Here is a 21,649-nt window from a genome sequence, read left to right on the forward strand (position 1 = left end):
TCAGATCACTCCGATCATCACGGTCTTGCCGGCCGCCGCGAGGTTCGCCGCGAACGCGTGCGGGGCGCGCATGACGACCTCCGGCACGTGGGTCGCGCCGCGGTCGTCGCTGCAGAACCGGCAGCCGTACCAGAAGAGCCGGTCGGGGAACTCGTCGAGCATCGCCCGGACCAGCGCGGCGGTCGTCGGGTGCCGCGCCGACAGGTCGGACAGGTCGCGGGGCTTGTACTCGCCGAGGGCCTCCTCGGTCAGCATCGTGGCGTAGCCGCAGGCCCAGACCTGGACCCGGCCGCCGCGTTCCAGCAGCGCCTGGACCAGCCTGAGCACGCTGGTGGCCAGGTCCGACTGGTGGGGCGCGCCCATGAGGGTGATCAGCACGTCCGTGGGCGGCACCTGACGACGGGCCATCAGTGCCACACCACGCGGACGTCCCGGTCGAGCACCAGCTCGGCCACGTCCTCCATGCCCACGGGCGCGGCGGCGGCGAGGACCGCGTCCGGGCGGATCCCGCGCTGGTCGAGGGAGAAGCGGTCCACGGTGAGCCGTCCGCCGGCGGCGAGGAACCCGTCGATCTCCGGCGTCCCGCCCAGGGCGAGCGAGACGGCGTCCTGGACGAGGAAGAGCGTGACGTCGTGCCCCTCGCCCGACTGGACGGCGGCGTCCCGCAGGAACGCCAGGGCGGCTCCGTGCGAGGCCGATCGGCTCTCGACCAGGAGATAGCGCAGGGCCGCTGCGTTCGTGCTCATCGGGGTGCTCCCTTGCTGGTGTCGGCAGGAGAAGGGGGCTCACGGGCTGGAGCCGGCCGTCCCGATTGAACGCGGGCGCGCGGGGGCGCGGCAGCCCCCCGGCATCAACCTGCCAGCCGGGAACGGCCCGGGTCGCCCCGTCCTCCTGGAGGGGGACGGAAGGTGGGACCTGTGAAGGATGCCGGAGCGGATCGAACGGCCCATCATGGGACCATGGTTGCCAATCAGCTCTCCCCGACCGTCCCCGCCCCCTTAGCACCGCCGCCGGGTCGATGGGCGGTGCTGGCGGCCAAGGCCGCGGCGCTCACCGCACTGCCGTCGGGGATCTGGCGCATCGTCATGGGCATCGGCATCCCGGTCGGGTTCGACACCTCGAACCTGGCGGTGCCCGGCTGGTTCTCGGTCCTCTGCATCGCCATGAGCCTGGCCACGGAGGGGCTCGCGCTGCTGACCCTGGGCCTGGTGCAGCCCTGGGGCGAGGTGGTTCCGGCCTGGATCCCGCTGATCGGCGGCAAGCGCGTCGCGCCGCTGGCGGCCGTCGTCCCGGCCCTGCTCGGCGCCGCGGCCCTGATGTGGCTGACGATCCCGCGGGCGGGCGGGTTCGGAGCGGCGGAAGGGGCCCCCAGCGGCCTCCCGCTCGTCGTCATGGACGCCTGCTACGCCCCGCTGCTGCTGTGGGGCCCACTGCTCGCCGTCGTCACCGTCGCCTACTACCGCAGGCGCCGCGGCTGACCGCCGCCGGCGCGGACGACGACCACGGAACATCTCCTTTGACCGCACGGCCGGGAGGGTCACCACGACCCTCCCGGCCGTGCTGTCCTGTGCTGCCCTGCACTGGCCCCGTGCTGCCCCGCGTGTGCCCCGTGCTGCCCGCGCCGACCGGCGGCCCGGGCCGGTGGCAGTTTCATGCAGTCGCCCTTGGCCCGCGCGGACCCCGGTGGAAGGGTGGCCGGAGGTTTCCAGGACCCCGCGCGCCGGTGGCCGCCGCAATCGCCGAGGATTCCGGTTGCCGTTCCGGGTGAGTGCCGACCTCCATTCGACAGAGGGTTAACAACTGTGCATGACCACAGGCTCGTTCGTCTTCCGCTGACCACCGCGCAGTCCGGCATCTGGTTCGCCCAGAATCTGATGCCGGACAATCCCGTGTACAGCGCCGGTGAATACCTGGAAATCCACGGTGCCGTCGATGCCGCGCTGTTCGAGGCGGCGCTGGGCCGGACGGTCGCGGAGACGGACGCGCTGCGGGTCCGCCTGGTGGAGGAGGACGGTCGGCTCTGGCAGGTCGTCGATCCGGACCCGGCGTGGTCGGTGCACACGGCGGACCTGCGGGACGAGCCGGACCCCGACCGCGCCGCCGAGGAGTGGATGCGTGCGGACCTCGCCGAACCGGTCGACCCGATGCGCGGACCGCTCTTCCGCTTCGCGCTGTTCCGGGTCGGCGACGAGCGCCACCTCTGGTTCCACCGCTACCACCACGTCGTGGTCGACGGGTACACGGTGGCGCGCATCGCCCGCCGGGTCGCCGAGGTCTACACGGCGCTGGTCGCCGGGGCCGAACCCGGCGCCGGCACGTTCGGCCGCCTGCCGGAACTGATCGAGGACGAGGCGGCCTACCGGGCCTCCGAGCGGTACGCCCGGGACGCGGACTTCTGGGCGCGGCGGCTGGCGGACCGCCCCGAGCCGGTCGCCCTCTCGCCCCGGCCGCCCCGGCCCGCCCGCGGCCTGGTCCGGCGCACCTCGATGCTGCCCCGGGACGAGACGGCCGCCCTGCACGAACTCGCCCGCGAGGCCGGCACCGCGTGGCCGGTCCTCCCGATCGCGGCGACCGCCGCCTACCTCCAGCGGCTGACCGGGGTACCGGAAGTGGTGCTCGGCCTCCCCGTCACGACCCGCCTCGGCCGGACCAGGATGGCCGTCCCCGGAATGGTCTCGAACGTCCTGCCGCTCCGGATCGCGGTACGTCCGCAGATGACGGTTTCCGGCCTGCTGGAATCGGTCGCCGCGGAATTGCGCTCCGTCCTGCGCCACCAGCGCTACCGCTACGAGGACATGCGGCACGACCTCAACCTGCAGGACGCCGACGAGCGCCTCGTCGGCCCCCAGGTCAACGTCATGATGTTCGACTACGATCTGGATTTCGGCGGACATCCCGCGACGGTGCACAACCTCTCGATCGGGCCCACCGAGGACCTGTCCGTGGTCGTGTACGACCGGGCCGACGGCGCCGGCCTGCAGATCGACTTCGACGCCAACCCGGACGTCTACACCGCGGAGGAGCTCGAACTCCACCAGGAGCGGTTCCTCGCCCTCCTCACCGCGCTGGCCGACGGCGGCGGGGACCGGCCGCTCGGCCGGATCGCCCTGCTCACCGAGCGCGAGCACGACACCGCGCCCGAGCACCGGACCGCCGCCCCGGCGGTCCCCGAGCGGCGCACCGTCGTCGAGCTGGTCGAGGCACAGGCCGCCAGGACGCCGGAGGCCGTGGCCGTCGTTGCCGAGGACGCCCGGCTCACCTACGCCGAGCTCGACGAGCGCGCGAACCGGCTCGCCCTGCACCTGCTCGACCGGGGAGCGGGGCCCGGCCGCCTGGTCGCCCTGGCACTGCCCCGGTCCGCGGAGATGATCGTCGCGGTCCTGGCCGTGCTCAAGACCGGCGCCGCCTACCTCCCGCTCGACCCGGACTACCCGGCCGACCGGCTCGCCTTCATGGTCTCCGACGCGCGCCCGGTGGTCGTGGTCACCCGCTCCGGGACCGCCGAACGCCTGCCCTTCGCGCACGACGACGAGGTCCGCCGGCTGGAGCTCGACGACCCGGCGACCCGCGAGGCGCTCGACCGGCTGGACGGCCGTGACCTCGCCGGCGCCCGGGCCGCGACCGCGCTGCGGGCCGACGCCCCCGCCTACGTGATCTACACGTCGGGATCCACCGGGACCCCGAAGGGCGTCCTCGTCCCGCACGGCAACGTGGTCCGGCTGTTCGAATCGACCCGCCACTGGTTCGAGTTCGGGCCGGACGACGTGTGGACCATGTTCCACTCCTACGCCTTCGACTTCTCGGTCTGGGAGATATGGGGCCCGCTGCTCCACGGGGGCCGCCTCGTCGTGGTCCCGCACGCCGTCAGCCGGTCCCCCCGGGACTTCCTCGAACTGCTCCGCGCCGAGCGCGTGACCGTCCTCAACCAGACGCCCTCCGCCTTCTACCAGCTGGTCCAGGCCGACCGGGACGATCCCGAGGTCGGCCGCGAACTCGCCCTGCGCACCGTCGTGTTCGGCGGCGAGGCGCTCGACCTCGGGCGCCTCGAAGGCTGGTACGAGCGCCACCCGGACGACGCGCCGGTGCTGGTGAACATGTACGGCATCACCGAGACCACCGTGCACGTCAGCCACCTCGCCCTGGACCGCCGCAGCGCCGCCGCCGCGGCCGGCAGCCACATCGGCGTCGCCATCCCGGACCTCCGGGTCCACGTGCTCGACGACGCGCTGCGCCCGATGCCGCCGGGGGTCCCGGGCGAGATGTACGTCTCCGGCGCGGGCCTCGCCCACGGCTACCTCGGCCGCCCCGACCTGAGCTCGACCCGCTTCGTCGCGGACCCCTTCGGGGCGCCCGGGGAGCGCATGTACCGCACCGGCGACCTCGCCCGGCGCGCCGCCGACGGCCGGCTGGAGTACCTCGGACGCGCGGACGACCAGGTCAAGATCCGCGGCTTCCGCATCGAGCTCGGCGAGATCGAGGCGGCCCTCGCCGCCGTCCCGGGCGTGGCCCAGGCCGCCGTCGTCGTACGGGAGGACCGCCGGGGCGAGAAGCGGCTCGTCGGGTACGCCGCACCGGCCCCGGACGCGGCGCTCGACCCCGCGGCGGTCCGGAGCACGCTCGCCGACTCGCTGCCCGACCACATGGTGCCCAGCACCGTCGTGGTGCTCCCCGCCATACCGCTGACCGCCAACGGCAAGCTCGACCGCAAGGCCCTGCCGGAACCCGAGTTCGCCCCCGCCGGCTCCGGGCGGGCCCCGCGCACCGAGCGCGAGCACCTGCTGTGCGGCCTCTTCGCCGCCGTCCTGGGCCTGGAGGCGGTCGCCGCCGACCAGAGCTTCTTCGACCTCGGCGGGGACAGCATCGTCTCGATCCAACTGGTCGGCCAAGCCCGGGCGGCGGGTCTGCTGATCACGCCCCGGGACGTCTTCCGGTGCAAGACGGTCGAAGCGCTGGCCGAGGCCGCGGTGGCCGTGCAGAACCGGCCGACGGAGGACGCCGAGGCCGGTACCGGCGTGGTCCCGCTGCTCCCGATCACCCACTGGCTCCTGGAACGCGGCGGACCGATCGACGCCTTCCACCAGTCCGTGCTGCTGCGGGTACCGGCCGCGCTGCGGGAGACGGACCTGCTGGGCGCGCTGCAGGCCGTGCTCGACCACCACGACGGGCTCCGCTCGCGGCTGGTCCGCACCGAGGACGGGCAGTGGGAGCAGTCCGTCCCGCAGCGCGGCACCGTCCGCGCCGAGGACGCCCTGCGGCGCGTCGACGCCACCGGACTCGACGACCGGGCCCTGGCGGACGCCGTCGCCGAGCAGACCCGGCAGGCCCGGGCGGCGCTCGCTCCCGGTCGGGGCGCCATGGTGCGCGCCGTCTGGTTCGAGGCCGGGGACGAGCCCGGCCGTCTGCTGCTCGTCCTGCACCACCTGGTGGTCGACGGCGTCTCCTGGCGGATCATCCTGCCGGACCTGAAGGCCGCGTGGACGGCCGTCACCGCCGGACGCGCTCCCGAGCTCCCGCCGGTGGTCACCTCGCTGCGCAGCTGGGCCCGGCACCTGCACGCGACGGCCGGGGACCCGCGGCTGAAGGCCGACCAACTCGCCTACTGGCGGGAGACGCTCGCCGGCCCGGACCCGCTCCTGACCGCACGCCGGCTGGACCCGCGGCGGGACACCGCGGACACGGTCGCGTCGCTCGCCCTGACCCTGCCGGCCGGGCCGACCGAGGCCCTGCTCACCCGGGTGCCGGCGGCGTTCCACGCCCAGGTCAACGACGTGCTCCTGACCGCCTTCGCGGTCGCCGTCGCCCGGTGGCGCGGCGAGCGCGGGCTCGGCGACGGCTCGGGCGTGCTGCTGGACCTCGAAGGCCACGGACGCGACCGGACCCCCGACGGCATGGACCTCTCGCGCACCGTCGGCTGGTTCACCTCGCTGTACCCCGTCCGGCTCGACCCCGGCGCGCCCCTGGAGGACGCCGACCTCGGCGCCGCCCTGAAGCGGGTCAAGGAGCAGCTGCGCGCGGTACCGGAGGGCGGCCTCGGCCACGGCCTGCTCCGCCACCTCGACCCGCAGGCCGGCCCCGAACTGGCCGCTGCGGCCCGGCCCCAGCTGGGATTCAACTACCTCGGGCGGTTCGCCGTCCCGGGCGCGGCCGAGGCGGCGGACTGGGGCGTGGCGGCCGGCAGCGCCGCGCTCGGCGCCGGCGGCGACGCCGGTCTCGCCAGCGCGCACGCGCTCGAACTCAACGCCCTGACCGAGGACCGCCCGGACGGGCCGCACCTGGTGGCCCACTGGTCGTGGCCGGCCGGGCTGCTGTCCGAAGCCGAGGTCCGGGAACTGGCCGACGCCTGGTTCTCCCTGCTGGGCGCGCTGGTCGCCCACGCCGACGAGCCCGGCACCGGCGGCCGCACCCCCTCCGACCTGCCGCTGGTGCCGCTGACCCAGGCCGAGGTCGACCTCCTGGAGGAGGACTGCCCCGACCTGGTGGACGTCCTGCCGCTCTCCCCGCTCCAGGACGGGCTGCTGTTCCACACGCTGTTCGACGAGCAGGGCCCCGACGTCTACCTGGTCCAGTTCTTCTTCGAGCTGTCCGGGGACCTGGACCGCGCCGCGCTGCGGAACGCGGCCCGGGCCCTGCTGCGGCGCCACCCCAACCTCCGGGCCTCCTTCCGGCACCTCGGACTGGACCGGCCCGTGCAGGTCGTCCACGGGGACGTCGAACTCCCCTGGGAGGAGATCGACCTCAGCGGCCTCGCCCCGACCGCGGCGAAGGCCGAGGTCGACCGGATCGTGGCCGCCGACCGGACGCGGCGCTTCGACCCGGCGCAGGCACCGCTCCTGCGCGGCACGGTCGTCCGCCTCGCCGCCGACCGCCACCTGCTGCTGCTGACCAACCACCACCTGATCCTGGACGGCTGGTCCATGCCGGCCCTCGTGCAGGACCTGCTGGCCCTCCACGACCAGGACGGCGACACCGCCGGCCTGCGCGCCGTCACCCCGTACCGGGACTACCTCGCCTGGCTCGGCGAGCAGGACCGCGCGGCCGCCGAGGAGGCGTGGCGGGCGAGCCTGGCGGGTGTCGAGGAGCCCACGCTGCTGGTCACCGCGGAGGCCACCGGCGACCCGGTCGACCCCGAGCACCTGATGGTCGAGCTCCCGGAGCAGCTGAGCGCGGACCTGACCGCCACCGCCCGGCGGACCGGGCTCACCCTCAACACCGTCGTCCAGGGACTCTGGGCCGTCCTGCTCGGCCGGCTCACCGGCCGCGACGACGTGGTCTTCGGCGCGACCGTCTCCGGCCGCCCGGCACAGCTGCCCGGCATCTGGTCGACTCCCGGCCTGTTCATCAACACCGTGCCGGTGCGGGTGCGCCTGGCGGAGCACGAGACCGTCCTCGAACTGCTCACCCGCGTGCAGGACGAGCAGTCCGACCTGATGGACCACCACCACCTCGGGCTCGCCGAGATATTCAAGGCCGCGGGTACCGGCGAGCTCTTCGACACGCTCGCGGTCTTCGAGAACTACCCCGAGGGCTACGACGCGCTGCGCTCGCCCTCCGGCCGGATCCGGGTCACCGACGTGGACGGGCGGGACGCCACGCACTACCCGCTCACCCTGACGGTGATCCCGGGCACCCGGCTCAGGCTCCGGTTCGGCTACCGCCCCGAGCTGCTGTCCCCCGCGGAGACCGACCGGCTGGCCGCGCGCCTGCGCCGACTCGTCGAGGCCGTGGTGGCCGACCCGGACCGCCGGGTCGCGGACCTGGACGCGCTGCTGCCGGAGGAGCGCCACCGGCTGCTGACCGAGTGGAACGACACCCGGCGCGAGGTCCCCGACGTCGCCGTCTTCCACCTCGTCGAGGCGCAGGCGGCCCGGACCCCGGGCGCCGTCGCGGTCAAGGACGGCGCGGACGAGCTGACCTACGCCGAACTGGACCGGCGGGCCAACCGGCTCGCCCGCGCACTGGTCGACCGCGGTGCCGGTGCCGAACGGTTCGTCGCCCTGGCGCTGCCGCGCGGTGCGGACCTGGTGGTCGCGGCGCTGGCCGTGCTCAAGACCGGTGCGGCCTACGTGCCGATCGAGCTGAGCCACCCCGCCGACCGGATCTCCTACCTGCTCTCCGACGCGCGCCCGGTGCTCGTGGTCAGCGACACGGCGTCCGCCTCCGGGCTCCCGGCGGACGACGCCACCCCGCGGCTGCTGCTCGACCAGCCCGGTGTCCGGGCCGCACTGGCCGCGGCCGCGGAGCACGGCCTGGAGGACGACGAGCGGCTGAGCCCGTTCTCCACGCTCCACCCCGCGTACGTGATCCACACCTCGGGTTCGACCGGCCGCCCCAAGGGCGTCGTGGTCCACCACCGGGCCATGAGCGCGTACGTGCAGTGGGCGCGGGAGGCGTACCCGAGCCTGGCCGACCGGTCGCTGCTGCACTCGCCGGTGTCCTTCGACCTCACGGTGACCGCGCTCCACGGGCCGCTCACGCTCGGCGGCTGCGTCGAGATCGCGTCGCTGGAGGAGGAGGACGGCCGGGCGGCCGGGCCGGAGACGGGCGCGGAGCGCACCGGCTTCCTCAAGGTGACGCCGAGCCACCTCGCGCTGCTGAGCACGCTGCCGGAGCGGTTCTCGCCCACCGGGGAACTGGTCGTCGGCGGCGAACAGCTGCGCGGAGAGGTGCTGGCCGAGTGGCGCGACAGCCGCCCCGGGGCCACCGTCGTCAACGAGTACGGCCCGACCGAGGCCGCCGTCGGCTGCGTCGTCCACGTGGTGGGCCCGGCCGACGACGTCCCCGCCGGACCGGTGCCGATCGGCCGGCCGGTCTGGAACACCCGGATCTACGTCCTCGACCGCGGCCTGCACCCGGTGCCGGCCGGAGCGCCCGGCGAGCTCTACATCGCCGGGTCCCAGCTGGCCCGCGGCTACCTCAACCGGCCGGACCTGTCGGCGCAGCGGTTCGTCGCCGACCCGTTCGGCGACCCGGGCACCCGGATGTACCGCACCGGTGACGTCGCCCGGTGGAGCGGCGACGGCCGGCTCGAGTACCTGGGCCGGGTCGACGAACAGGTCAAGGTGCGCGGCTACCGGATCGAGCTGGGCGAGATCGAGGCGGTGCTGGCCGCCCACCCGGACGTGGCCCACGTCGCGGTGATCGACCGGGAGGACGGTCCGGGCGGCAAGCGCCTGGTCGGCTACGTCGTCCCGGCCGCCCACCGGCGGCCCGACCCGGCGGAGCTGCGGGAGCACGCCGGACGGACGCTCCCCGCGTACATGGTGCCGTCGGCCGTGGTCCTGCTGGACGCCCTCCCGCTGACCGGGAACGGCAAGCTGGACCGCCGTGCCCTGCCGGCCCCCGCCGCGGGAGCGGCGGCCCGGGACGGCCGGGAGGCGCGGACACCGCGCGAGCAGCTCCTCGCCGGGATCTTCGCCGAGGTGCTGGGCCTGCCGCGGGTGGGCCTCGACGACGACTTCTTCGCCCTGGGCGGGGACAGCATCGTCTCGATCCAGGTGGTCTCCCGGGCCCGCCGGGCGGGCCTGGCACTCACCCCGCGGAACGTATTCGAACACAAGACGGTGGAGGCGCTGGCGGCGATGGGGGACGACGTGCGGGACTCGCAGGAGAGCGGCGCGGCCGACGACGGGACCGGCACCGTCCCCCTTCCCCCGGTGGTGCACGCGCTGCGCGACCAGGGCGCCCCGATCGACGGCTACAGCCAGTCCGCGCTGCTGGTCGTGCCGGCCCGGCTCGGCGCCGAGCGGCTGGCGGACGCGCTGCAGGCCGTCCTGGACCACCACGACGCGCTGCGCATGCGGCTGTCACGGGTGGGGGGCTTCGTGTGGGGCCTCGAGGTCACGCCCCGGGGCACGCTGCGGGCCGACGGGTTGATCCGGCGGGTGGACGTGGCCGGCCTCCCGGAGGACCGGCTGCGCACCACGATCGCGGAGCACACCGGGGCGGCCCGCGGCCGGCTGTCGCCCGAGGCCGGGACCACCGTCCAGGCCGTCTGGTTCGACGCCGGGGACGAGCCCGGCCGACTGCTGCTCGTGCTGCACCACCTGGTGGTCGACGGCGTGTCCTGGCGCATCCTGCTGCCCGACCTCGCCGCGGCCTGGCACGCGGTCGCGCAGGAGCGCACGCCCGAACTCGACCCGGTGGGAACCTCGTTCCGCACCTGGGCGACGGAGCTGGCCCGGCTGGCCCAGGACCCGGCCCGCTACGAGGAGATCCCGGTCTGGACCGGGATGCTCGGGGGTGCCGACGTGCCGCTCGCCGGCCGGCCGCTCCAGCCGGCGCGCGACACCGCCGCGACCGCCCGCAGCCTGCGCCTGAGCCTGGACGCCGACGAGACGGCGGCCCTGCTGACCAAGGTGCCGGCGGCGTGCCACGGGCGGATCAACGACGTCCTGCTGACCGGTCTGGCGCTCGCGGTGGGCACCTGGCGCCGCCGCCGCGGCCTGGGCGAGGACAGCGGCGTCCTGGTCGACCTGGAAGGCCACGGGCGCGAGGAGGAGGCCGTCGCCGGCGCCGACCTGTCGCGCACGGTGGGCTGGTTCACCAGCAGGTTCCCGGTCCGGGTGGACCCGGGGGCGATCGACGGCACCGCGCTGTCGGGCGGCGGTGCGGCGCTCGGCCGGGCGCTCGCACAGGTGCGGGACCAGCTGCGGGCGGTGCCGCAGAACGGCCTCGGCTACGGGCTGCTGCGGCACCTGAACCCGCAGACCGCACCGGTGCTCGCCGGCCTCGGCAAGCCCCAGATCGGCTTCAACTACCTGGGCCGCTTCTCCGCGAACGAGGTCTTCGGCCCCTCCGGCTGGGCGGCGGACGCGCAGGACGGCGCGCTCGGCGGCAGCGGCGACCCGGCGATGCCGTTCGACCACCCGCTGGAGCTCACCGCGCTCGCCGAGGACGGCGCCCGGGGGCCGCTGCTCACCGCCACCTGGACGTGGCCCGACGCCCTGTTCACCGAGGCGGACGTCCGCGAGCTCGCCGAGGGCTGGTTCTCGGCGCTGCGGGCACTGATCGCCTTCGCGGCCGACGCCGACCCCTCCGCGCTGACCCCGGCCGCCCTGCCGCTGGTCGACCTCGGCCAGGCCGAGGTCGACCGGCTCCGGGCCGACCTGCCGGACCTCGCCGACGTGCTGCCGCTGGCCCCGCTGCAGGAGGGGCTGCTCTTCCACGCCCTGTACGACGACGAGGGCGACGACGTCTACAACGTGCAGCTGCGGCTCGACCTCACCGGGCAGGTCTCGTCGGCCGGGCTCAGGGAGGCGGCGCGGGCGCTGCTGGCCCGCCGGCCCAACCTCCGGGCGGCCTTCCGGCACGAGGGCCTGGAGCACCCGGTCCAGGTGATCCCCGCGGCGTCGGAACCGGAGTGGGAGGAGCACGACCTCTCCGGGCTCGACCCGGCGGCCCGGGAGGCCGAACTGGCCCGCATCACGGCCGGGGCACGGGCACGGCGCTTCGACGTCTCCGTCCCGCTCCTGCTCCGCTTCACGCTCGTGAAGCTCGGCGCCGACCGGTACCGGTTCCTGCTGACGAACCACCACATCCTGCTGGACGGCTGGTCGATGCCGCTCCTGGTGCGCGAGCTCTTCGCGCTGTACGCCGCGCGGGGCGCCGAGGGCGACCTCGCCCCCGCCGCCGAGTACAAGGACTATCTGGCCTGGCTGGGACGCCAGGACCGGTCCGCCTCCGAGACCGCCTGGCGCGAGGTGCTGGCCGGGCTGGAGGAGCCGACCCTGCTGGCACCCGGCGGCGCCGACCGGCGGGCGCAGAGCCCCGACCGGATCGTCCTGGAGCTGCCGGAGGACCTCACCGACCGGCTGACCCGGACCGCCCGTGAGCGCGGGCTGACGCTGAACACCGTGCTCCAGACCGCCTGGGGCATCCTGCTCGGCGGGCTGACCGGGCGGGACGACGTGGTCTTCGGCACGACCGTCTCCGGCCGTCCGCCGGAGGTCGCCGGTGTCGAGGAGATGATCGGGCTCTTCATCAACACCGTTCCGGTCCGGGTGGACCTGAGCCCGGAGAAGCCGCTGTCGCAGGTCATGGCGGAGCTGCAGGGCCGCCAGCTGCTGGTGATGGACCACCAGCACGTCGGCCTGACCGACATCCAGCGGGCGGCCGGGCAGGGCGAGCTGTTCGACACCCTCCTCGTCTTCGAGAACTACCCGCTCGACCCCGAGGTCCTCCGGCTGCCCGGGACGGACCTGCGGGTGACCGACGTCGCGGTGGTGGACGGCACGCACTACACGGCGTCGCTGATCGTGCTTCCCGGCGCCCGGCTGAAGCTGTACCTCGACTTCCGCCCCGACCTCCTCGCCAGGCCGGCCGCCGAACTGATGGCCGAGCGTTTGCGGGTGGTGTTGGGGGCTTTGGTGGAGGGGCCTGGGGTGTTGGTGGGTCGGGTGGGTGTGGTGTTGCCGTCGGAGCGTGGGCGGTTGTTGGGTGAGTGGTCGTCGGGTGCTGGTGTGGGTGTGGGTGTGGGGTTGTCGGGTTCGGTGCAGGGGGTGTTTGCGGAGCGGGTGGCGGAGGCTCCGGATGCGGTGGCGTTGGTGTGTGGGGGTGTCGAGGTTTCGTACGGGGAGTTGGATGCGCGGTCGAATCGGTTGGCGCGTCGTCTGGTGGCTTCGGGGGTGGGTGCGGAGTCGTTGGTGGCGTTGTTGATGGATCGTTCGGTGGATGTGGTGGTGGCGACGTTGGCGGTGTTGAAGGCCGGTGGTGCGTATGTGCCGTTGGACGGTCGTGCGCCGGTGGGTCGGTTGGTGTCGGTGGTGGCGGGGACTGCGGCGTCGGTGGTGTTGGCGGATGCGGGTTCGTTGTCGGTGGCGGGTGAGGTGGTGGCGGCTGCGGGTGGTGTGGCCGAGGTGGTGTTGGTGGGTGTGGGTGATGGTTTGTCGGAGTGGTCGGCTGAGGGTTTGGGGGTGGTGGGTGAGTCGGGGGCGTTGGCGTATGTGATGTTCACGTCGGGGTCGTCGGGGGTGCCCAAGGGTGTGGCGGTGGCGCATGGGGATGTGTTGGCGTTGGTGTCGGATTCGGCGTTCGGGGGTGGGGCGCATGAGCGGGTGCTGGTGCATTCGCCGCATGCGTTCGACGCGTCGACGTACGAGGTGTGGGTGCCGTTGCTGTCGGGTGGTACGGCGGTCATCGCCCCGCCCGGCGAACTCGACGTGGCCACGATCGAACGGACCCTGGCCCAGGAGCGGGTGACCGCACTGTTCATGACCACCGGTCTGTTCCGCCTGGTGGCGGAGGAGGCGCCGCAGGCGTTCGCCGGCGTCCGCCAGGTGTGGACCGGCGGCGACGCGGTGCCCGCCGAAGGGCTGCGCCGCGTGCTGGAAGCATGCCCGCAGACCGTCGTCGTCGATGTGTACGGTCCGACGGAGACGACGACGTTCGCGACGTCGTTCCCGATGGAGTCGGTGGGGGCGGTGCCGGAGGTGGTGCCGATCGGCCGGCCGCTGGACGGCATGCGCACGTACGTGCTGGACGGTGCGTTGCGGTTGGTGGTGCCGGGTGTGGTGGGTGAGTTGTACATCGCGGGTGAGGGGGTGGCGCGCGGGTATCTGGGGCGTCCTGGTCTGACGGGGGAGCGTTTCATCGCCGACCCGTTCGGCCCTTCCGGCTCCCGGATGTACCGCACGGGTGACCTGGTGCGGTGGGGTGCGGGAGGTGTGCTGGAGTTCGTGGGCCGGGCGGACTTCCAGGTGAAGGTGCGCGGCTTCCGGATCGAGCTGGGCGAGATCGAGAGCGCCCTCGGTGCGCACGAATCGGTGGCGCAGGCCGTGGTGCTGGTGCGTGAGGACCGGCCCGGTGACAAGCGGATCGTGGCCTACGTGGTGCCGAAGCACGGTGTCGTGCCGGTGCCGGTGCCGGTGCCGGTGCCGGAGCTGCGGGCGTACGTGCGGTCGGTGCTGCCGGAGTACATGGTGCCGTCGGTGTTCGTGGAGTTGGCGGCGCTGCCGTTGACGCCGAACGGGAAGCTGGACCGCAAGGCGCTGCCCGTTCCCGACACCACCGGCACGACCGAGGGCCGGGCACCGCGCACGCCGCAGGAGGAGATCCTGTGCAGCCTCTTCACCGAGGTGCTGGGGGTCGACGGCGTCGGTGTCGACGACGGTTTCTTCGAGCTGGGTGGTCATTCGCTGCTGGCGACGCGTCTGGTGTCTCGGGTGCGTTCGGTGTTCGGGGTGGAGGTGCCGATCCGGGCGGTGTTCGAGGCGCCGACGGTGGCGGGTCTGGCGGCGCGGATCGGTGATGCGGACGGGGCTCGGGCGGCGTTGGTGCCGGTGGAGCGTCCGGAGCGGGTGCCGCTGTCGTTCGCCCAGCGCCGGCTGTGGTTCATCAACCGCTTCGACGGCCAGAGCGCGACCTACAACATGCCGTTGGCGATGCGGCTGTCGGGCGAGCTGGACCGGGCTGCCCTGCAGGCGGCGCTGGCGGACGTGGTGGAGCGGCACGAGAGCCTGCGCACCGTGTTCCCCGAGACCGACGGCATTCCGTCCCAGCAGGTGCTGGCGGCGCAGGAGGCCGTTCCGACGCTCCGGGTGGTGGACGCCACCGAGGAGACCCTGGAGGCCCAGGTCGCCGCGGCTGCCGCGCAGGGCTTCGACCTGGAGCGGGTGCCCCCGCTGCGGGCGCACCTCTTCGCCCTGGGCGAGCGGGAGCACGTGCTGCTGCTGGTGCTGCACCACATCGCCGGTGACGGCTGGTCGATGGCGCCGCTGGCGAACGACCTCGCGACGGCCTACGCCGCCCGCACCGCGGGCGGGGCCCCGGCCTGGGCCCCGCTGCCGGTGCAGTACGTGGACTACACGCTCTGGCAGCAGGGGGAACTCGGCGACGAGGACGACCCGGACAGCGCGCTGGCCGCGCAGCTGGCCTACTGGACGAAGGAACTCGCCGGAATCCCGGACGAGTTGGAGCTGCCGACGGACCGGCCCCGGCCCGCCGTGTCGAGCTTCCGGGGCGGAGCGGTCCTCCACCGGATCGACCCGGAGGTGCACCGCGCGCTGGTCGCCCTGGCCCGGGAGAGCGGTGCCAGCCTGTTCATGGTCCTGCAGGCCGCACTGGCCGGCCTGCTGAGCCGCCTCGGCGGGAGCACGGACATCCCGATCGGAACCGCGATCGCCGGACGCACCGACGAGGCCCTGAACGACCTGGTCGGCTTCTTCGTCAACACCCTGGTCCTGCGGACCGACACCTCCGGGAACCCGACCTTCCGCGAACTGCTGAACCGGGTGCGGAGCACCGACCTGGCGGCCTACGCGCGCCAGGACCTGCCGTTCGAGCGCCTGGTCGAGGTCGTCAACCCCGACCGGACCAGCTCCCGGAACCCGCTCTTCCAGGTCGCGCTGGGCCTGGAGAACGTCGCCGAGGAGCGCTGGGAACTGCCCGGGCTGGTCACCGTCCGGGAACAGATCGGCATGAAGGTCGCCCGGTTCGACCTGCTGTTCAGCTTCCGCGAACGGTACGCCGCGGACGGGACCGCGGACGGCCTGGACGGCTTCATCGAGTTCAGCACGGACCTGTTCGACCAGCCGACCGTCGACGCGCTGGCACGACGCCTCGGGCGCCTGCTCCGCACGGTGGCGGCGGACCCGGACCGTCGGCTCGGCGGGCTGGACGTGCTCGAACCGGCCGAGCGCCGACGCGCCCTCGTGGACTGGAACGACACCGCGCGGGACGTCGTCCCGGCGACGTTCGCGGAGCTCTTCGCGGCCCGGGTCGCCGAGGCCCCGCAGAGCGTCGCCGTGCGGTACGAGGACGTCGAGGTCGGCTACGCCGAACTCGACCGGCGGGCCGCCCGGCTGGCCGACCGGCTCACCACCCTCGGCGCCGCCCCCGAACGCATCGTCGCCCTGGCGCTGCCCCGGTCGGTGGAGCTCGTGGTCGCCGTCCTCGCCGTCTTCAAGACCGGCGCGGCCTACCTCCCGGTGGACCCGGCGTACCCGGCCGAGCGGATCGCCTACATGCTCGACGACGCCCGCCCGGCCCTGCTGATCACCGACGCGGCGGGCCAGGACCGGCTGAGCGCGGCGGAGACGGCCCGGGTCGCCGTCCTGGAGGGCGGGGACGAGCTGCGCCTGATCGCCGGTGCGCCGGCGGACGGTGCCGCGGCCACCCGGTCGGCGGCGTCGCCCGCGAACGCGGCGTACGTCATCTACACGTCGGGCTCGACCGGCCGGCCCAAGGGCGTGGTGGTCTCCCACGCGGGTGTGGCCAACCTGGCCCGCGCGCAGATCGAGGCGTTCGAGGTCGACGGCCGGAGCCGGGTCCTGCAGTTCGCGTCGCCCAGCTTCGACGCGGCCTTCTGGGAGCTGTGCATGGGCCTGCTCTCCGGAGCGACCCTGGTGACCGCACCCGCCGAGCGGCTGCGGCCCGGAGCGCCGCTGGCCGAACTCGTGGCCGGGCACGGCGTCACCCACGCGACGCTGCCGCCGGTGGCACTCGCGGTGATGGAGCCGGACGCCCTTCCGTCGGTGAGCACCCTGGTGGTGGCCGGTGAGGCCACCTCGGCGGAGCTGACCGCCGGGTGGGCGGTCGGCCGCCGGATGATCAACGCCTACGGCCCCACCGAGACGACCGTGTGCGCCACCATGAGTTCCCCGCTCGTGCCGGGACAGCTCCCGCCGATCGGCGGGCCGCTGCCGAACACCCGGGTGTACGTGCTCGACTCGGCCCTCACCCCGGTGCTGCCGGGCGTGGTCGGGGAACTGTACGTCGCCGGGATCCAGCTGGCGCGCGGGTACCTGGGGCGCCCCGGCCTGTCGGCGGAGCGCTTCGTCGCGGACCCGTACGGGCCGGCCGGCTCCCGGATGTACCGCACCGGCGACCTGGCGCGCCGGCGGACCGACGGCGTCCTGGAGTTCGTCGGCCGTGCCGACGAGCAGGTCAAGATCCGCGGCTTCCGGATCGAGCGCGGCGAGATCGAGTCGGTGCTCCGGCAGCACCCGCAGGTCGCCCGGGCGGCGGTCGTGGCCCGGGAGGACCGGCCCGGAGAGCGGCAGCTGGTCGGGTACGTCGTCCCGGAGGGGACCGCCTCCCCGGAGCGCGACCAGGCCCGCGAGGGGCAGCAGGTCGACGACTGGCAGGCGATCTTCGAAGCCGAGTACGGCGACGACGGCGTGACCGAGTGGGGCGAGAACTTCTCGGGCTGGAACAGCAGTTACGACGGCACCGAGATCCCGCTGGAGGAGATGCGGGAGTGGCGTGCCGCCACCGTCGACCGCATCCTGGAGACCCGGCCCCGACGGGTCCTCGAACTCGGCGTCGGCAGCGGGCTGATCCTGGCCAAGGTCGCGCCGCACTGCGAGACCTACTGGGGGACCGACTTCTCCGCCGAGGCGATCGAGGCGCTCCGGGGCCAGGTCGAGGGCCGCCCGGAGCTGGTCGACCGGGTCGAGCTCAGGGCCCAGGCCGCCCACGTCGTGGACGGCCTGCCCACCGGGTACTTCGACCTGGTCGTCGTCAACTCCGTGGCCCAGTACTTCCCGAACGCCGACTACCTGGTCGACGTGATCCGGCAGGCCGTGGACCTGATCGTGCCCGGGGGCGCCGTCTTCCTGGGCGACCTGCGCAACCTGCGCTCGCAGCGGGCCTTCCAGACGGCCGTCAAGCTCGACACCTGGCAGCCCTCGGACGGGATCGGGGCACTCCGCCGCAGCGTCGAGCAGGGCGTGGTGATGGAGAAGGAACTCCTCGTCGACCCGGAGCTCTTCGCGGTGATCGAGGACCTGGTCGACGGCCTGGAGTCGGTCGACGTCCAGCTCAAGCGCGGCGTCCACCACAACGAGCTGAGCCGCCACCGGTACGACGTGCTGCTGAAGAAGCGGTCCGGGCCGGTCGAGCCGGACCGGTTCCCGCAGCCGGTGCCGCAGTGGCGGTGGGGCACCGACGTGACCGGCCCGGGCGAGCTCGTCGCGCACCTGGAGGGCACCCGGCCCGGCAGCCTGCGGCTGCTGGACGTGCCGGACCTGCGGCTCGTCGGCGAGGTCGCCGCGATGCGGGCGCTGGACTCCGGCCGGGACGCCGAGGCCGTCCTGACCGCCCACGCCCTTCGTGACGGCGTCGACCCGGAGGAGCTGTACGCGGTCGGTGACCGGCTGGGCTACCGGGTGAGCATCGCCTGGTCGGGCAGCTCGGTCGGCCACATGGACGTGGTCCTCACCGACCCGTCCGCCGCACCCGGCGCCGATCCGAGCGCCTGGCGGCTCGGCCACCCGGCCGCGAACCCCGGGACGCCGCTGTCCGGCTACACCAACGACCCGGCGGCCTCCCGGGACGTCGGAGCACTGGTGCGCTCCCTCCGGTCGTTCCTGGCCGAGCGCCTGCCCGAGTACATGGTGCCGGCGGCCTTCGTGCCGCTGGACACCCTGCCGGTCACCCCGAACGGCAAGCTGGACCAGAAGGCCCTGCCGGCCCCGGACTTCGGGGCGGCGGCCGCCGGCCGGCCTCCGCGCACCGACCGCGAGAAGGTGCTCTGCTCGATCTTCTGCGAGGTGCTGGGCCTGCCGGAGGTCGGCGTGGACGGCAACTTCTTCGAGCTCGGCGGCGACAGCATCATCTCCATCCAACTGGTGAGCCGGGCCCGGCAGGCCGGCCTCGTGATCTCGCCGCAGGACGTCTTCACGGCGAAGACCGTGGAGGCCCTGGCGGAGGTCGCGACCGAACCGGAGGAACCGGAGGCCACCGAACCGGACGGCGCGGCCGATCCGGACGACGGTGTCGACCTCGCCCTGGCCGGGCTGAGCGACATCGAACTGGACTTCCTGAACGACGACATGGGGGACTCGGAATGAGCAAGTCGAAGATCGAGGCCGTGCTGCCGCTGACGCCGCTGCAGGAGGGGCTGCTCTTCCACGCCCTGTACGACGAGCAGGGCCCGGACCTGTACGCGACCCAGTTCAGCCTCGACCTCGCCGGCCCGCTGGACACCGAGCGGTTGGCCGGGGCGGCCGACACGGTGATCCACCGGCACGCCAACCTCCGGGTGGGATTCCGCCACGAGCGGCTCGTCAACCCCGTCCAGGTCGTCCCCGCCAAGGTCCGCGTCCCGTGGAGCGTCGTCGACCTCTCCGCCCTCGGCGAGAGCGAGCGGGAGGCGGAGGCCAAGCGCCTGTGCGAGGAGGAGCGGGGCCGCCGCTTCGACCTGGCGCGCCCGCCGCTGGTCCGCTTCCTGGTGCTCAGGCTCGCGCCCGAGCTGTACCGGTTCGTCATGACGAACCACCACATCCTGCTGGACGGCTGGTCCGTACCCCTGCTCATGCGCGAGCTCTTCACCCTGTACGCCACCGGGGGCGACGCGACCGCGCTGCCCCGGGTGACGCCGTACCGGGACTACCTGGCCTGGCTCGGCAAGCGGGACCGCGAGGCCGCCAGGGAAGCGTGGCGGACGGCCCTGGGCGACGTGGAGGGACCGACCCTGCTCGGGCCGGCGGACGCGGTGCCCGCCCCGACCACGCCGGAGCGCGTCTTCACCGATCTCACGCCCGAGTTCACGACGGCCCTGACCGGGCTGGCCCGGCGCAACGGCATCACCGTCAACAGCCTGGTCCAGGCCGCCTGGGCGGTGCTGCTCGGCGGGCTGACGGGGCAGGACGAGGTGGTCTTCGGCGCGACCGTCTCCGGCCGTCCGCCGGAGATCCCCGGCATCGAGAACATGATCGGCCTGTTCCTCAACACGCTGCCCGTGTGCGTCCGGATGCGGCCCGACGAGTCGCTGATCGGACTCGCCACCCGCATCCAGGAGGAGCAGACCCGGCTGCTGAGCCACCAGCACCTCGGCCTGGCGGAGATCCAGGCCCTGGTGGGGCGGGGCGAGCTGTTCGACACCCTGACCGTCTTCGAGAGCTACCCGATCGACTCCGAGGCCGCCAAGCTGCCCGGGACCGGGCTGAGCGTCGTCGGGAACGACGGCACGGACTTCAGCCACTACCCGATCACCTTCTTCGCCATCCCGGGCGAGCGGCTGCACCTGCGGCTCTCCTACCGCCCCGACCTGTTCGAGCGCGACGTCGTCGACGGGATGCTCCAGCGTTTGCGGGTGGTGTTGGGGGCTTTGGTGGAGGGGCCCGGGGTGTTGGTGGGTCGGGTGGGTGTGGTGTTGCCGTCGGAGCGTGGGCGGTTGTTGGGTGAGTGGTCGTCGGGTGCTGGTGTGGGTGCTGGTGTGGGTGTGGGTGTGGGGTTGTCGGGTTCGGTGCAGGGGGTGTTTGCGGAGCGGGTGGCGGAGGCTCCGGATGCGGTGGCGTTGGTGTGTGGGGGTGTCGAGGTTTCGTACGGGGAGTTGGATGCGCGGTCGAATCGGTTGGCGCGTCGTCTGGTGGCTTCGGGGGTGGGTGCGGAGTCGTTGGTGGCGTTGTTGATGGATCGTTCGGTGGATGTGGTGGTGGCGACGTTGGCGGTGTTGAAGGCCGGTGGTGCGTATGTGCCGTTGGACGGTCGTGCGCCGGTGGGTCGGTTGGTGTCGGTGGTGGCGGGGACTGCGGCGTCGGTGGTGTTGGCGGATGCGGGTTCGTTGTCGGTGGCGGGTGAGGTGGTGGCGGCTGCGGGTGGTGTGGCCGAGGTGGTGTTGGTGGGTGTGGGTGATGGTTTGTCGGAGTGGTCGGCTGAGGGTTTGGGGGTGGTGGGTGAGTCGGGGGCGTTGGCGTATGTGATGTTCACGTCGGGGTCGTCGGGGGTGCCCAAGGGTGTGGCGGTGGCGCATGGGGATGTGTTGGCGTTGGTGTCGGATTCGGCGTTCGGGGGTGGGGCGCATGAGCGGGTGCTGGTGCATTCGCCGCATGCGTTCGATGCGTCGACGTACGAGGTGTGGGTGCCGTTGTTGTCGGGTGGTACGGCGGTCATCGCTCCGCCCGGCGAACTCGACGTGGCCACGCTGACCCGGGTGATCGAAGAGGAGGACGTCACCGGCCTGTGGATGACGGCCGGTCTGTTCCGTCTGGTGGCGGAGGAGGCGCCGCAGGCGTTCGCCGGTGTCCGCCAGGTGTGGACCGGCGGCGACGTCGTGCCCGCGGAGGCCGTGAAGCGGGTTCTCGAGGTGTGCCCCGGGACCACGGTGGTGGACGGCTACGGTCCGACGGAGACGACGACGTTCGCGACGTCGTTCCCGATGGAGTCGGTGGGGGCGGTGCCGGAGGTGGTGCCGATCGGCCGGCCGCTGGACGGCATGCGCACGTACGTGCTGGACGGTGCGTTGCGGTTGGTGGTGCCGGGTGTGGTGGGTGAGTTGTACATCGCGGGCGAGGGGGTGGCGCGCGGGTACCTGAACCGTCCGGGTCTGACGGGGGAGCGTTTCGTCGCGGATCCGTTCGGGCCGGGGGGTTCGCGGATGTATCGCACGGGTGATCTGGTGCGGTGGGGTGCGGGGGGTGTGCTGGAGTTCGTGGGCCGGGCGGATTTCCAGGTGAAGGTGCGTGGTTTCCGGATCGAGTTGGGTGAGATCGAGGCGGCGGTCGCCGGTTTCGAGGGTGTGGCGCAGGCGGTGGTGCTGGTGCGTGAGGACCGGCCCGGTGACAAGCGGATCGTGGCCTACGTGGTGCCGAAGCACGGTGTCGTGCCGGTGCCGGAGCTGCGGGCGTACGTGCGGTCGGTGCTGCCGGAGTACATGGTGCCGTCGGTGTTCGTGGAGCTGGCGGCGCTGCCGTTGACGCCGAACGGGAAG

4 protein-coding genes and 1 pseudogene are annotated in these 21,649 nt (G+C 73.6%); 3 read left to right on the forward strand and 2 right to left on the reverse strand.

Translation table 11 applies throughout. The annotated features are described in order from the left end of the window. Entirely contained in the window at positions 1-408 is a 408-nt protein-coding gene (locus HUT16_RS27945) for a hypothetical protein (protein ID WP_176190816.1), read from the reverse strand. Next, positions 408-746 carry a DsrE family protein gene (locus tag HUT16_RS27950; RefSeq protein WP_176190817.1) on the reverse strand — a complete coding sequence of 113 codons (339 nt, stop codon included), beginning with the start codon at positions 744-746 and terminating at the stop codon, positions 408-410. The genes HUT16_RS27945 and HUT16_RS27950 overlap by 1 nt, the downstream gene beginning before the upstream one ends. Positions 747-959: 213 nt before the next feature. Here HUT16_RS27950 and HUT16_RS27955 point away from each other — a divergent pair, with 213 nt between their 5' ends. The 3 genes and pseudogenes from HUT16_RS27955 to HUT16_RS27965 all read left to right on the forward strand — a co-directional run. Beyond that, positions 960-1,478, forward strand: coding sequence for a hypothetical protein (locus HUT16_RS27955; RefSeq protein ID WP_176190818.1), 519 nt, complete (start codon positions 960-962; stop codon positions 1,476-1,478). A gap of 174 nt (positions 1,479-1,652) precedes the next feature. Further along, positions 1,653-18,788 carry a non-ribosomal peptide synthetase gene (locus HUT16_RS27960; RefSeq protein ID WP_303392107.1) on the forward strand — a complete coding sequence of 5,712 codons (17,136 nt, stop codon included), beginning with the start codon at positions 1,653-1,655 and terminating at the stop codon, positions 18,786-18,788. After that, positions 18,785-21,637: pseudogene (locus tag HUT16_RS27965) on the forward strand (amino acid adenylation domain-containing protein); the annotation flags it as partial. The gene HUT16_RS27960 and the pseudogene HUT16_RS27965, both read left to right, overlap by 4 nt. Positions 21,638-21,649: the final 12 nt, after the last annotated feature.

Origin of the sequence: Kitasatospora sp. NA04385, from assembly GCF_013364235.1 — a bacterium.
Taxonomy (GTDB): Bacteria; Actinomycetota; Actinomycetes; order Streptomycetales; family Streptomycetaceae; genus Kitasatospora.

Coding starts and splice junctions, on each gene's coding strand:
- HUT16_RS27960 (WP_303392107.1), top strand. CDS start 1,653: ATGCAGTCGCCCTTGGCCCGCGCGGACCCCGGTGGAAGGGTGGCCGGA.
- HUT16_RS27955 (WP_176190818.1), top strand. CDS start 960: ATGGTTGCCAATCAGCTCTCCCCGACCGTCCCCGCCCCCTTAGCACCG.
- HUT16_RS27950 (WP_176190817.1), bottom strand. CDS start 746: ATGAGCACGAACGCAGCGGCCCTGCGCTATCTCCTGGTCGAGAGCCGA.
- HUT16_RS27945 (WP_176190816.1), bottom strand. CDS start 408: ATGGCCCGTCGTCAGGTGCCGCCCACGGACGTGCTGATCACCCTCATG.